This is a genomic window from Novosphingobium kalidii (assembly GCF_040534015.1).
Lineage (GTDB): Bacteria > Pseudomonadota > Alphaproteobacteria > Sphingomonadales > Sphingomonadaceae > Novosphingobium > Novosphingobium kalidii.
The window spans coordinates 29,291-43,485 of the sequence record NZ_JBEWLY010000014.1; the positions used below are offsets into that span (position 1 = coordinate 29,291).

At 60.1% G+C, this 14,195-nt stretch carries 15 protein-coding genes; 2 read left to right on the forward strand and 13 right to left on the reverse strand.

Annotated elements, in window-relative coordinates:
- Positions 1–395 precede the first annotated feature (395 nt).
- The 11 genes from ABVV53_RS09935 to ABVV53_RS09985 form a co-directional block, all read right to left on the reverse strand.
- Complete coding sequence (locus ABVV53_RS09935) at positions 396–857, reverse strand: response regulator (protein ID WP_353984266.1); 462 nt, start codon at positions 855–857, stop codon at positions 396–398.
- Complete coding sequence (locus tag ABVV53_RS09940) at positions 854–1,894, reverse strand: sensor histidine kinase (protein ID WP_353984267.1); 1,041 nt, start codon at positions 1,892–1,894, stop codon at positions 854–856. Before ABVV53_RS09940 ends, ABVV53_RS09935 begins: the two co-directional genes overlap by 4 nt.
- 6 nt (positions 1,895–1,900) lie before the next feature.
- Complete coding sequence (locus ABVV53_RS09945; RefSeq protein ID WP_353984268.1) at positions 1,901–2,425, reverse strand: methanogen output domain 1-containing protein; 525 nt, start codon at positions 2,423–2,425, stop codon at positions 1,901–1,903.
- Positions 2,426–2,608: 183 nt separating this feature from the next.
- On the reverse strand, positions 2,609–3,559 hold the full coding sequence (locus ABVV53_RS09950) for an endonuclease/exonuclease/phosphatase family protein (protein ID WP_353984269.1): 951 nt from the start codon (positions 3,557–3,559) through the stop codon (positions 2,609–2,611).
- Positions 3,556–4,890: a lipopolysaccharide biosynthesis protein gene (locus tag ABVV53_RS09955; RefSeq protein ID WP_353984271.1), complete on the reverse strand. Its 1,335-nt coding sequence runs from the start codon at positions 4,888–4,890 to the stop codon at positions 3,556–3,558. Before ABVV53_RS09955 ends, ABVV53_RS09950 begins: the two co-directional genes overlap by 4 nt.
- On the reverse strand, positions 4,880–5,158 hold the full coding sequence (locus tag ABVV53_RS09960; protein ID WP_353984272.1) for a hypothetical protein: 279 nt from the start codon (positions 5,156–5,158) through the stop codon (positions 4,880–4,882). Before ABVV53_RS09960 ends, ABVV53_RS09955 begins: the two co-directional genes overlap by 11 nt.
- Entirely contained in the window at positions 5,155–6,348 is a 1,194-nt protein-coding gene (locus tag ABVV53_RS09965; RefSeq protein ID WP_353984273.1) for a hypothetical protein, read from the reverse strand. Before ABVV53_RS09965 ends, ABVV53_RS09960 begins: the two co-directional genes overlap by 4 nt.
- A gap of 95 nt (positions 6,349–6,443) precedes the next feature.
- On the reverse strand, positions 6,444–6,758 hold the full coding sequence (locus tag ABVV53_RS09970) for a hypothetical protein (RefSeq protein WP_353984274.1): 315 nt from the start codon (positions 6,756–6,758) through the stop codon (positions 6,444–6,446).
- A gap of 310 nt (positions 6,759–7,068) precedes the next feature.
- Positions 7,069–7,830, reverse strand: a complete 762-nt coding sequence (locus ABVV53_RS09975) for a WecB/TagA/CpsF family glycosyltransferase (RefSeq protein WP_353984275.1) — start codon at positions 7,828–7,830, stop codon at positions 7,069–7,071.
- A 479-nt stretch (positions 7,831–8,309) separates the two neighbouring features.
- Positions 8,310–9,440, reverse strand: coding sequence for a glycosyltransferase (locus ABVV53_RS09980; protein WP_353984276.1), 1,131 nt, complete (start codon positions 9,438–9,440; stop codon positions 8,310–8,312).
- 2 nt (positions 9,441–9,442) lie between these two features.
- Positions 9,443–9,661 (reverse strand): hypothetical protein, encoded by a 219-nt coding sequence (locus tag ABVV53_RS09985; RefSeq protein ID WP_353984277.1) that lies wholly within the window; start codon positions 9,659–9,661, stop codon positions 9,443–9,445.
- 241 nt (positions 9,662–9,902) lie between these two features.
- Here ABVV53_RS09985 and ABVV53_RS09990 point away from each other — a divergent pair, with 241 nt between their 5' ends.
- Positions 9,903–11,048, forward strand: a complete 1,146-nt coding sequence (locus ABVV53_RS09990) for an App1 family protein (protein ID WP_353984278.1) — start codon at positions 9,903–9,905, stop codon at positions 11,046–11,048.
- A gap of 28 nt (positions 11,049–11,076) precedes the next feature.
- Here the strand turns inward: ABVV53_RS09990 and ABVV53_RS09995 are convergent, their stop codons facing one another.
- Entirely contained in the window at positions 11,077–11,607 is a 531-nt protein-coding gene (locus tag ABVV53_RS09995; protein ID WP_353984279.1) for an acyloxyacyl hydrolase, read from the reverse strand.
- Positions 11,608–11,840: 233 nt separating this feature from the next.
- A complete protein-coding gene (locus tag ABVV53_RS10000; protein WP_353984281.1) occupies positions 11,841–12,290 on the reverse strand; it encodes an RrF2 family transcriptional regulator in 450 nt (149 codons plus the stop codon).
- A gap of 130 nt (positions 12,291–12,420) precedes the next feature.
- Here ABVV53_RS10000 and hcp point away from each other — a divergent pair, with 130 nt between their 5' ends.
- A complete protein-coding gene (hcp, locus tag ABVV53_RS10005; RefSeq protein WP_353984282.1) occupies positions 12,421–14,061 on the forward strand; it encodes a hydroxylamine reductase in 1,641 nt (546 codons plus the stop codon).
- The last annotated feature ends 134 nt before the right edge of the window (positions 14,062–14,195 follow it).

The following is a 14,195-nucleotide window of genomic DNA, read 5'->3' on the forward strand; positions in this document are numbered from 1 at the left end:
GGATTGCCAGACTACCCGGCCGCAAACTGCCCGTTCTCGTCCCGCTTGATCTCGCGGCTCATGCGGCATCCTCCAGCGCTAGCTCACCCACACTGACGTCCCCCCAATTTTTTCATCCATTCTGAGTGAGAGTTTTCTCGTCATTTAGCCGCACGAGAAACCGGGAGCCCCTCAGGCAACAATGCACCAATATTTTATCTCGGACCACTCAGTAGGGGCTGATCGTGTCCACGTATAAAGCTAGGTTTTGCAGCGCGTCTGAGATGGGGGGTCTCGGTCCGCTTTGAGGAACGCGAATATTCAGGCGCTCACCAAGAGGCAACCTCGGGCGGCCTTCACTCACGAACTGCTATTATTCTGCAGCAAATGCCCTGCCGCACCTCGGGAGATCACTGTTAACCGAGGCTTGCGAGGGCTGTATCGACTGCGGAGCGTAATCCGGCAAAGGTGAATGGCTTTGCCAGCCACCCCAGAGGCTCTGCCTCTTCTCCAGATGATCTAGTTCCCGGATCAGAGTGGGCGCTTGCGAAGAGGCTAGGGATCCCAGCAGCCCTCAGCGCAATGGCTGCCTCTATTCCAGTCATCTTGCCGCCTAACCGAATGTCCATCAAAGCGAGATCGGGACGCAGCTTAGTTCCCTTCTCCACGGCCTCTTCACCGGTTGTAACCAGCGCGATGACGTCGTGACCCGCCTGGAGGAGCGTCTCCTCGATAGCCATTCCCACAAGGTAGTCATCCTCCACAATGAGGATCCGCGCCTTGCTTGCCGTGGTGATCGCGAATGACTGTGGGCCTGCCTCCGGAGCTTGGCCGCTGGGAGGCACGGTCATTCCATAGTGGACGGTTGCGGCAATCAATGGAGTATCCTTGTCGCAGCCGCTTTAGGTTCCGGAAAGGTAACAGTGCAACAGCTTCCGCCTGACCGCTGCACCTCGATAGCTCCTCCCAGTTGCCGAAGAAGCCCTCGAACAAGTCCGATCCCAGAGGCTCGCTTGCTGGTCTCTGCGAGGTCAAATCCAGGCCCGTTGTCCTCAACGGTGAGCCGAAGAACCCCGTCGTGCCGGCCAAACGCCACGTGTAGAGATTGAGATCCTGTTGCTGGGCGGCCGTGCTTCAGTGCATTTGTCAGCAACTCGTTCAGTATGAGGCCTATCGGCACTGCGACGTCTATGGGCAGTTCAAAGGGATCTACGACGACATCCGCCTTCAGCGACTTGGATGCCAGTGTGGAGACCGCGTCAGTGAGGGTCGAGACCAGAGCCTGCGACTCTATCGTTGCCAAGCTTTCGGAACGATAGAGAAGCTGCTGGACTGCACTCACTGCCGAGAATCTGCAAGATGCGTCTTTCAATGCCGCCTTCGCTTCAGCTGAGCTGGCCTCGCGCTCTGCCCCGCTGAGCAGTGCAGATAGCATCTGCATGTTGTTCTTCACCCGGTGCTCGAGCTCCCGAAGCAAAAGCTCGCGCTCAGAGACCGACTCCTCCAACATCGCCTCAGATCGCCTACGCTTTCTCAGTTCCTCCTTGAGCTCGGCTACAGTTTGGGTGAGCGCCACGAATCTTGTCTCGCTGGAAAAAGTCAGCCGCAGCAGGATCAGAGAGCCCTCCCCGTTACGAACGGCACTCCCTTTGCACTGCGCCTTTTTCACTTGTGCTCCGACCCATAGATCGAGCGCTCCAACCAGCGCGTCACTGGAACCAAGGCAGCGTGAAAGATAAAGCTCAAGCGCATCAAAGCTAGAGTTCAGAAGCTCGGAAAGCTGGCGCTGGGAGGCATCGCTTCCGAGTGCCCGCCGGAAAGCGCGATTTGCGCCTACGATGGTGCCTGTGCGGTCAACGACTATCGCGGGCTCGTGCAGTGCATCGAGCAACGCAGCTGCTTCTGATCCGATCATTTGAGATCAGCGCCTAAAGTATTCTCTGGCGGAAGCTGGAACAGAGTCGCTCGGCCGTAGATAAACAACAACTCTGCAGCCTGCGGCCCCTTGAGCGATCGTCTGCTCCAGATCTACTGCCGCATATCTAAGATTTTGGCCTGCGATGTGACCGAACACGTTCGAGGTCATCATGCAAAGAGATGGCCTGTCGAGTACCTTCTCGCCGAATGGGCAGACCCGATTGCCGAGGACGATCCGATCCTCGGTGTCCTCAAGAATGAAGAAGTCTCCTTGGATACGCCTCTTTAGATCCACAAGAACATCCGCCACCTGATCGCGCGATAGACGGTCGACTGCCAGCGCACTTCGATAAGCACCGTCTATTTGCTCTCCAATAGCCATTCCGACGACGCTGATGTAGCCGGACGCATCCTCAAGGCCAACGACGTCCTCAAGAGTGCCCGCCAGCTCGCGGATCAAAGTGCGGGTAAAAACATCTCGTTCCAGAGGGAGATCGGCCTCAGCCGCTCTGACCGGCGAACCATTCATCCTTATTCTCCTGTGGCCGCTGTCTACTACGCAACCCGTAGCTTCCCAGTTGCTCTCTTATGCATGTTGCCGCACGGCGTACGCTCGTCAATGGGGTTCGCTAAAGGCAAACAACGTGCCGGCACTCGAGGCCGTACCGCTCCTACAGGCACAACTGCCGCCTGAACATTTCAGTTGGACTATTTAATGGCCGGTCAAAATTCTATCCAAGCGCAGACGGCAGCCGATACCATGATGATCGGAGCCTGCGCCCCGCACTGTGCGGCATGCCACAGCGGCCCATTCGGCGCTCACGAAGACATGGTCTATGCCGATAATGGCCGGAAGAGGCAGATGCGCGGGGTAGGTTGGACGGAAGCCCTCGATAGCTGTGAGCCCACTTGCCCGTGCGAACCGCGACAGGCTGAAGCTATTGACGACATGATTGAAATCGCCGGCCACGATCAGCGGTGGTTCCTTGCCGGCCTCGATTTCGGCAAGCAGTTGCGCATTTAATTTCGACGCGTTCGCCCTGTACGGCCGCGGCAGATGGACATTGATCAAGCGGAAGGACCCGAATGGCGCATCCACGTCGGCGATCAGCATATCCGCGAGCGGACCATCCCTCGCGCGTGTTGCAATCCGGCGAAGTGGCCAGCGCGAGATGATGGTGAGGGAGCACACCGCCTGCGAGCAGGACCGGACGCGGTGATAGTCCGGCAGGACGCCTGCGACCACTCGCGAAGCGCTGCCATCGGTCTCCTGCAGGACGACGATATCGGCCCCCTGTGTTTCGAGGAACCGCTGCAACTGCTTGGGGTGCTTGTTGTCGTGCCAGGTGCTTTGCGTAAGAAGGCGCAAGTCCGCCGCACCCGACGTTTGAGCATGAGATACCGCCATCGGGTTCGCAAATTGGAGTGCGGCAATGGTGAGAGCGACGGCCGTAACCACAGCAGTCGGCCGGTCCTTCAGCTTTAGGGCCAGCGCCAAGAGAACGACGAGAAGAACCAGCAGCGGCGCTAGGAAAGCGTTTGCGATATCGAGGACGGGATAGAAGCGTCCACCCTGCCCGATAGCCAGGAATGCCACTGCGGTGGCAGCGACAGACCTGATCGCGATCAGGGCTGTCCCGGCGTTCGGGCTTTCGGTGGTCACGCCCGCGACACCGCCAGACGCGCACGCATCAGTTGGAGCAGCGCGCCAGGCGGCGTGAAGCCGAGGAGGCGGCGTACCAACCACAGAGCACCGCTACTCGCGACAAGTGACGCAACCAGATTGGCCAAGGCGGCTCCTGTGCCTCCCGCAAAATAGCTCAGAACGACGAGCACTGGTGCATATATGACGGTAGCGGCAACATTCACGAGCTGCATTGCGCGCTCGTGACCGGTCATGCCCAGCAGCTCTGGTGCAGTCGCTGCCAGCATCAGCGCCGCTTGCCCCAGCAGAAGCAGCCGCAATTCGGTGGCTCCTGTCGCAAAGCCCTCTCCGAAGAGAGCCAGCCACCAGGGAGCACCGATGGCCAAGATGATGAGCGGCAGAACGCCCAGAGCAAGGACAAGCCCTAGCGAATAGGCGGCAGTGTGGCGCAGGCCGACGCCATCGGTCCTTGCAGCGCAATGAGCGAAGCGGGGCGACGCCATTGCCGCTACGGAGACCACGAGGAGATTGAGAATAAGCGCCAGCCGCCAGGCCATGGCATAGGCGCCGACAGCCGCCGCCCCGGCGAAGATGCCCAGCACCAGCCCCGGCAGAGCCGCCATCAGCAGTTGGACGATCTCGGTCGTGAATAGCGACAGCCCCAATTTGAAGAGCGGCGGAGCCATTTGCCTCCGATCCTTCCTGGCCACGGGGCGGTGGCGAACCAGCAGCACCAGCGAAGCGAGGGCTCCCAGAGCGGTCGCAGCGATGATCAGCAGCAGCGCCAGGTTGAGCGTCAGCGGCACGGCAACAGCCAGAAGGCAGAACAGCGCAGGCCAAAGCCAGGAATAGACCATCTGGCTCGCGCTGACCTTGTGCAGGCCTGCAAGTGCTCCAGCTGCGCCTCCACTGATGCTGAGCGGTACAATAGCGATAGCCGCAGCGATAAGTGGCGTGGTCAGGCGGGGGCTGTCGAACAGGCTCGTCGCCAGCACGGGGGCGATCAGCGCCAGGAGCAGCCCTGCGCCAAGCGACAGCAGTGTTATCAGGGTCATGCCGTGCCGAATGGCCGCTTGCGCCTGCGCATCATGCCCGAGCGCCAAGGCGCGTGCGACCTCCCGGGTCATGGCGCGGTCGATGCCCAGCCGCCCCAGCCCTGCCGCGAGCGTCAGGACGGAAAAGACGACGTAGAAAGCCCCTGCGTCGACCAGGCCGAGCTTCCAGGCGATAAGGAGGTGGAAACCGTAGCGGCTGGGTATATCGATGGCACGCGTGCCAATCGTGGCGGCAGCCGAACGCCATATCGAGGGCGCCGGGACTGCGCTCGAGGAGATCGCTTCAGCGGTCATGGGCAACCAGCACGTAGAGCGCGACGCTCTGGCGTGGCATCCGGTCTGTAAATGAAGCTCGCCTCAACATGATCCGGGCTGGTGGAGCGAGCGCCCCCTCAGCGAAGCGATGGACCTCTCCGGTCGATGCGAAGCTGTCCGCCCCTTGCAAGGTCATGGGGATCGAGGAGATCGCCACTTTCCGTGCCTCGGTGTTGGCCTCTGGTTTCGCCCCGGCCTGGCTTGGCCAAAGACAAAGGCCTGCCGCGAGGAGTACGACGTGGGTCATGTCGGCCGCGGCTTCCGGAGCTGCACGTTGCGCCGCATGATCGCCAGGTAGACGAAGATCGCCGCGACCACCGCGATCTCACCGGGCTGCAGCGTCATCGTCGAGTACAGCGGCGACTGTATCAGGGTGAACAGCACGTAGTCCTGCATACCAGCTAAAACCGGACTATTGAAGGACTGGCGAACACGCCTGGCGTAGTTCCATGTTCGCATCAGGAGGATGAGCATGATCGCAGCGCCGACCAAACCGAACTCGAACACGATGCCCAGCCAGCTGATGTCAGCCAGAAAGAAGAAGTGGTTGAAGAACTTGGGCAAGCCGCCAGGGTCCAGCGGCGTGATCGTGCCCACGCCGAACATCCAGCGCAATACGCTATCGCCTAGGAAGGCGATGGATTTGTCCGCAGTTATCTGACGCAGTTGGATGCCGGAGGCCGCACTCGTGTCGAATGCACTCTGAACATAGGGAACTTGCAGGAGAACGAAGCCGACGATGGCTGCAGCAGCCACGGCCACCACGCGCCAGCGCGGCGACGAAGCCATGAAGGCGATGAGGGCCAGCGTCGCCACGCACCCCAGAACGACCGCGCGCGTGCGAACAACGCCGGCGATCAGGGCGAGCGCGAAGACGAACAGCACTGCCGTTCGTAAGTCCGGCTTTGCAAGCAGACGACGGTTCAGGCTGAACAAGGCGATAAGGCCGAAGTACATCGGCATGCGGATGCGATTCCCGCGGTCATCCACGCTCAGCAGGGGCGCATCGCCAAACTCATATTTCGTGGAGTACCACGATTGCGGAGCAAAGGCCCAGAGCAGGAAGACTGCAGCGAACGTCAACACGGCCCACACCTGAATGGCTTTGACCAGTTGGTCCGTGCTTGGCCGGACGAGCAGCAGCAGGCCCAGGAACGACAGTGCATAGAGCATGGGCAGCAGCTTCACCTGAGCCGTCAGCCCGAGCAGAAAGTTCTGATCGAACGTGAGAACGCCGGCGAAGCTGGAGACGAGCACGAGCCAGAGAAATGCCAGCAGCCAGCCAAACACCTGTGGCACCCGCCGATATGTCAGCACCGGCAAAACCAACAGCAAAGACAGGAGCGGAAAGGCCTTGGATAGCGCCCAAAGCGGCTTCAGATCCTTCATGTAGTGAAACGTCTGGCCGAATAGCGGAAGCGCTGCGATCAGGAGCACGAGTCTCCAGCTCCCTCCCCGCGAGGCGGCCGTGGTCATGCGAGTTCGGCCAGAGCCTATGCCCGAGAAGGTCAAGCCTTCATCTATAGGTCTGTTCACCGGAATGACACTGGTCTGATTGTGTTACCGTTGCCGAAGCTGACATCCAAATGAAACAAATCGGACAATGCGTTATTAACGTACTGATCGATGAACCGGCTGACTTCGGCGATTGTCGTGCTGAAAACAAAGACGACGTCGCCGGGCGCTAGAACAAGCGTGGCATCCCCACCGGCGATTTTTTGGAAGTTGCGAAGGTTTACGGTTTCGATCCGGCGCGCAGCCTTCGACGCTTGCCTTACAATCAAGGGCGTTTGCGAGGCAGGCGATATTCGCGCCGCCACCGGTGCTGCTCCCAGCAGCACGAGCATCGTCGTGAGTATGCTGAGCATCGCGGCGATGGTGGCGTTAAGGCCTGTTCTGGCTCTGTGTCCCGGTCGGGTACCACAAGCTAATCGGCGGCAATTTACGCTCACCTGCGCTTCTCCTGGTCGAAGGCGGCGGATATATACCTAATCCGCAGGCAGGCAAATGCCCGCACTTCCGCCGGCCTGTTTCGGGACGAATGCAAGCCTATGGATGAACTCGCCCCCCTCTTCAGGATGCGCCGGGATAACGGATGAAGTCGCGCCAGAGCTGGGGCAGCATCCTGCACAGTGTACTCTACATCGCCTAGAGTGGTCAGAGAACCCGCTTGCGGACTTGTGAGCGCACATCGTCCAGTATTGCGGCCGCAAACCCCGCTGCGGAGGACACATAGCGCTTCCACAGGCGGCGCGGTTCCAGCGCGAGCCGCCATGCCCATTCGGCGTGCAGCATCACGCAAAGGCGAGGCGGTTGCCTGACTAGTCCCAATGCAACACGAACAGCCTGGCCGATGCACAAGACCCAGCAGTTGCCAAGTTCGAGGCGGTAGCGGCTGGCGAAGATCTCGGACTTGGGTGCTCCTACACCGAGGAACAGGATTGTCGTGCCCAGGGCGGCAATATGCTCCGCAAGCCGAGCGCACGCGGCGTCGTCTTCGCCGAACCGCGGTGGTGCCACTATTGCGAAAACCTGCTGGGAAAGGCCGCGCTGCGCCGCCCAGGTCCGGATGGCTCCAGCCGTTTCCTCGCTGTCGATGAGGAAGACGAGGACGTGGCGGCGATCGAACTGGGTGTGCAGCATCAACTGCTTCACAACCTCCCGGCCGGTGATCCGGCCTGGTATGCGCACACCGCTAAATCGCGCATAACTGACGATGGGAAAACCGTCACAAGTCACCAGATCCGCTTCGCGTACCGCCCGCTGCAGCTCGCTGTTACGCCGCATCTCGGCCACATGCTGGATATTGGGAGTGACATAGATTCGCGCACCCGGCTCCCATGCCTGTGGGGATGCAGCAATTATCTGTGCAGTTTCAACAAGATCGGTGCAGTCGACAGTAAAGCCAAGGAGGGACACGGTCCTGGCTTCCGTCGTGAGAGGAGCTTGCAGAGTTATCGGAGACAAGGTGGACATTCTACTGCGGTAGTTTAATTAACCCGCAATTAGTAGTATGATTCTCTAGCGACACCTTCCCTGATAACCCCCGCATATTTTTTAGTATCAATATATTGATTATGCGTTATGCTTAATAAATTTCCACAGCTCCAAGATATTTTCTGAATATACTTCATGTAGAATTCAACACGTGAAGCCAAGCTACTGTCCCACGATGGGATTCAGGCCGAACCTGCCTATTGAAGAGCGCGTGCATATAGAAAGCACCTCTCCACTGCGGTTGCGACAGTACGCAACTATGACGCCGGAGAACATGCGCATTCGCGATAACGCCTCTGCGGTTGCCCAAAGAATTCGAGGGTGAGCTGCAGGTTCGTCTGTGAGCCTCAACGCGGCTGATTACCTTCTTCTCCACACACCTTCGACCGTGAGGAGTGACTTCAGCGGAGTGCTTCAAGCACCACGCCGGCCATGCCCTCCCGAAAGCGCTCTGCGCTGAACCGAGCGGCCCTGCGCTGTATCTCGCAGCGGTCGAAACGATCCTCCTCCGCCTCGAACTGCACGATGGCACCCTCGACAGCCGCACTGCTTTGCTCTGCGAAGAAAACGGCATCGGGAGTAGTCCCTTCGGCACCATCGCTCAGGATTTCCAATGATCCCCCATGGCCGTAGGCAATCGCCGGGAGGCCGTACGACTGGGCTTCTACTGTTGCGATCCCGAAGTCCTCGTCGGCCGCGAAAAGAAAAGCGCGCGCGCCAGCATAGAGTTCCTGCAGACGTGTTTCGCTGACGCGGCCAAGCACCTCGACTGTTTCACCAGCAAGCGCCTGCAAGGCAGCTAACTCCGCCCCCCCCCCTGCTACGATCAATCGCCGCCTCAGGCGATTGCACGCCGCGATGAGAAGCTCCGTACGCTTGCCGGGCACCAGACGGCCTACGGTCAGATAGTAGTCACCAGCCCGCTCCATGACCGGCGCGCTGCTCAAGCTGACGGGCGGGTAAACCACCGCGCTGTCCCGCCCATAATACCGTCTTATCCGAGCTGCGATGTAGCGCGAATTGGCTACGAACGAGTCGACGCGGTTTACTGCCGCAAGATCTCGCTTGCGCTGTCCTCGAACCGAGAGGGCGAACGCTGGTCGAATGGCGAGCGGTAGACGCTCCAACCAGGTTTCATGCTGATCCCACAGATAGCGGACGGGCGAGTGACAATAGTGGATGTGCGGAATGCCGCCTGGCACGGTTACCGTCTTGGCTCCTGGCCCCCCCGAACTGATGACGAGGTCGAATCCTGAAACATCGTGGCGTGCAGTCGCAAAGTCGTAGAGCGGCGACAGGTGCTGATAGTATCGCCAGGCGCGTGGCCCCCGATCAAGGACGGTCGTGTGAATGGGGCGTTCTAGGAGCAGCGGAGATAACGTGCTGCGATCCGCCATCAGTGTGAAAAGCTCGGCCCGTGGGAACGTCGCCACGAGCGCTTCGACGACCTTCTCGCCGCCACCATTGCTGATGAGAAAAGGGTGAACAATCGCGACGCGCAGCTGGCGCAGATCTCTGGTCCGCTCCTGCACGCTCAGGGAAGAACCAGAGTGCGCAAGGTCATCTCGTGCGCGTCCGGCTTGCGCCAGACCACGGGCATGCTGGCAGGCACTGTCCGCCAGAACCCTTCATCCTGCTGGATGATCTCTCGGCCATACCGGTCGCAAGTGGCCGCCGTGAGAGATTTGTCGGCAAACACGCTGCCAACTGGTCTGTGCAGGCGAAATCCGCAGAGCTGTGCGAAGCGAAACATGAAGTTGCAGTATCAAAACGGGGACCGGCTTGAAAGCGATCGTTAGATTGCTGCGCCGCAATGGCACAGGTGCAAACGCCAGGTCGGTGCAAGATGCAGGACGAGTTAGCAGCGGCCGGAAGGTTCGTGTGATCACGAGCCTACGATCGCCGCACAATCAGCTTAAGCGCCTGCTCCCGAAAACTGCTGCTGACTGTTTGATTGAAACCCAGATGCGCGTCGGCGCATTCATCACTTGATCATGACCTCCTCTTCGCATCCCCTGCGCCAATTCCTCCACCGCGTGGCCCACGAGCTGGAGGGGGACCTCGAAGGACTTCAGAACCTCCTTTCTGGAGACAGGCGAGACGATCAACTCCGCATGCTGGCCTTCGCTGGCTATCGCAACGACGCCGAACTGCGGGTGCGAGGGCGGATGGTCAGATCCAGGAATCTGCCGACCCCGAACGACACCACCTGGTCCAAGTTCAGGGCAATGCTGGCAATCTACAACAGTCACGAGGTCTCTGGCGTGAGGGTTCGCTGCGAAGCAGAAGGCCAGATCGCGGAGACAATGAGCGATGAGGAGGGATACTTCAGCTTTGCTGTCCCCTTGGACAAACCGCTGCCGCAATCGACAACATGGGAAGCAGTTCGACTCGCGACGCCTGGCCATGTGATGCAGGCGCCCTCCATCGTCGTGCCGGTGCTCGCGCCGGGCCGCGACAATCACTGGGGCATCATCTCGGACATCGACGACACCGTGATTGAGACGGGGACTGTCGATTTCCTGAAGAACTGGCGCCGCATTCTCGCTGAGCGGCCCGAGGACAGAATTGCAGTACCGGGCGCTTCGGACTTGTACCGCGTGATAGCCCGCGACCATGTAGCTCCGACGCGGCCGTTCTTTTATGTCTCTTCAAGCCCCTGGAGCTTGTACGAGTTCCTTACCGAATTCATGGAGCTGAACCGGATACCGCACGGGCCCATGTTCCTGAAGGATCTGGGCATCGACGCGACAAAGCTGATCGATTCCGGTCATGAAAAGCACAAGATCCAAGCGATCCGGACTATCCTCGAATTCTATCCTGGTCACAAATTCCTGTTGATGGGAGACAATGGACAGAAGGATGTGGAGATCTACTCCGAAGCTGTTCGCGCTTTCCCCGATCGCGTCGGAGCCGTCTTCATCCGCGACGTCACGCAATTTTGTGCCAGCGGCGCCAAAGCAGAATTGCTGGCGCAAATTTCTGCAGCAGGCGTGCAAACGTACTGTGCACCTGATTTCGCTGGCGCTGTATCAGTGCTTGAGACTTTAGGTGTCGAGAGGCCTGTCGAAGCGACCAAGGCCGCGGGCCAAGATGCTGACTCCGGCGGGAGCATCGTTAAGCTCGCCCCGTCGCTTTAAAACGAGATGGGCTCCACATGGGGCGGTGTCACGGGAAGTGCACAAGCAGCCTCACGCCCATCGAGTCCATCCCTCGGTTCTGGCCGCTGAATATCGTCGCATGACTAAGGTGGATCCAGGAGGCCTCGACCCGATACCGAGCATCGATCCGCCAACCCACGGCAAGCTCGGGCTCAAAGGTGATCGGCGAGCCGAGATCGACCCTTTGGCCATCCCTGATCGCCCGTCTAGGTCCGTTATTGAGTGCTAGTCCGATGCCTGGACGTGCGTAAAACTTGCTACCCAAAGTCCAGTTCAAACCAACCGCTACGTAATCGGTTTGGCCGGACAGACTTTTCGAAACGAGCACATGTGGCGCCGGGCGCCCGATCGATTTCAAGCCATCGAGCGTCTCGCCGATCCAGCCGAGCTTGATATCCTGCCCGGTTTCGAAACGAACCTGCGCGAGCGTGACGTCGTGCTGATACACTCCGATCCACACGTCGTCGGCATACGCCGCCGGCGCGATGACGAGTGTTGCGGCGCTCGAACACCAGGCAAGGCAGTGGATCAGGCGCATGTTGTTCCTGAAGTAGTTGGACAGCTAACGCGCGGTCAGACCGCCAGTTGCAAACAGGCCTTCGCCAGCCGTAGCGATAAGCAACTTCCAGCACTGGCTTAGCGGGACTGAGGGGACGAGCTTTGGATTGTGATCTCTGATCCGCTACTACCTTTTGGAGGGGTGTTGAACCGATGGATTCAGCACCATTGTTCGACCAAGTATGCACGGGTGATTGAGCGGGCAGTTCGGGTTCAGTGCCGCGAGCGAGCCTTGAGATTGCTGTATTGCTGCTCGTAGACGCTGTTCGGGCCGGCGACCGGATCAGAGACGTCCGCCAACGTCGTTCGGGCGAGGACCTGCGAGAACGCGGCTTCGGCCTGATCCAAGACTCTGCGCAGCCGACATCCGCTATCCTGGCGGCACCCCGTGCAGTCGATCAGCGGGGAGTCCGGCTCCGTCGCCCTGACAACATCCGCGATCGTGATCAGCTCAGGCGCGCGTCCGAGTGCGATCCCGCCGCCACGGCCCCGCGTCGCCTTTAAAAAACCGGAGTTGCTGAGGAGATTCGCGATCTTCATCAGGTGCGTACGCGACAATCTTTGAGCCGCTGCGATGTCAGAGATGGACGTCTGCGCTCCCTTGAGATTCGCGAGATGGATGAGCAGCCGCAGCGCGTAATCTGTCTGCCTTGTGAGTTGCACGAGTGAAGCGCCTCCGTTCTTCGTGCGCCATGCAGCGACATCGCGCCCACGAGTTTGACCGAAGTCAAAGTGCTGCTCGCTCGTGCGTCTAAAGAGGAGTTCGTCACTCATATTAAAGCAGGCAGAAGCGATGTATTGCGTTCAGTGCGAGCAGTCGAACAAAGGTGGTTGTGCGGTCAGGATCGGCTCCTGCGGAAAAACGGCTGATGTTGCCGACCTTCAGGATGTCCTGCTGCGGATCATGCAGGGCGTGTCGGTTTTCGCTGATCGTACCGCCCGCAAGGGCGCGCATTTGCCAGCGGTCGACGCGTTCACACCCCATGCCTGGTTCACCACGCTTACAAACGTGAACTTCGACGCGAGCCGGTTCGAGACTCTCATCCGCGAGGCCTTGGCGATGAGGCAGGCTGCCGAGCGCCTCGCCGTCGAGGTTGGAGCGGACCTCCACGATCTGCCGGAACCTGCAACCTGGCAGCCGGGCACGAGCCTTGCTGAATTGAGCGAGGCGGCACCGCTTGCCGGAATCCAGCGGTTCATGGATCGCGACGGCCCCAGCATCGTCGGCCTGCGCAACCTGATTCTCTATGGGCTCAAGGGCACGGCGGCCTACAGCGAGCATGCGCGCGTGCTCGGTACCGAAGAGGCAGCGGTATGCGCTGAGTTCCACCGGATCAGCGCATTTCTCGCTGGCGATCCGAACGACATGGACGCGCTGCTGCGTGAAGCACTCGCCGTCGGCGCGCTGAACCTGAAGGTGATGGAACTGCTCGACGCCGCGAACACTGGCCGCTTTGGCCATCCCGAGGTCAGCATGGTGCGCATGACCCCAAAAGCGGGCAAGGCGCTGCTCGTCTCGGGCCATGACATGGGCGACCTCGAGGCGATCCTGCAACAGACGGAAGGAACGGGCGTCAACGTCTATACACATGGCGAGCTGATGCCGGCGAACGCTTATCCGGGCCTGAAGAGGTATGCTCATCTCGCCGGCAACTACGGCGGCGCCTGGCAGGACCAACAAAAGGACTTTGCCGCCTTCCCCGGCGCGATCATCATGACCTCGAACTGCCTCATCAACCCCAATCTGCGCGGTTACGCCGACCGCTTGTTCACTGCAGGACCGGTCGGGTGGAATGGCATCACGCATATCGCCGATCACGATTTCACTCCCGCGATCGATTGCGCCCGCGCGCAGCCGGGCTTCGCCAGCGATGCAGCGGAAGTAACCGTGCCGGCAGGCTTCGCACGCAACACGGTCATGGGTGTGGCGGACACCCTGCTCGGCATGATCGCCAAGGGCGAGGTCAAGAACCTGTTCCTGATCGGCGGATGCGACGGCGCGCGGCCCGGGCGCAACTACTTCCACGACCTTGCTGTCGCCACTCCGCAAGATAGCCTCATCCTGACGCTTGGCTGTGGCAAGTTCCGCTTCAACCGCGAGGATCTCGGCGCTATCAACGGCGTACCGCGGGTGCTGGACGTTGGGCAGTGCAACGATGCGTATTCCGCCATTCGGATTGCACAGACCGTCGCCGACACACTGGGCTGCGAGGTGAACGACCTGCCACTTCACTATGCGATCAGCTGGTTTGAGCAGAAGGCCACGGCCGTGCTGTTGACGATGCTTCATCTCGGCATCCGCCGCATACACCTGGGGCCGACGCTGCCCCAGTTCCTCACGCCGGAGGTGCTTGGCGTCCTGATCGACTTGTTCGATATCCGTCCTACGGGCGATGCACAGGAAGACCTCGCCCATATGCTCCAGGCCGCGTAGCAGGAGGGGGCCTGCCCCTCTCGTGGAGCAGTTTCAACGACGTGTCTGCCGCCTGACCGCCGTGGTCATCCGGAACTGAAGTGGACTTCGTTGTATACTGCCTCACGAGGGGGGCAGCGTCGCGGCCGGGGAAG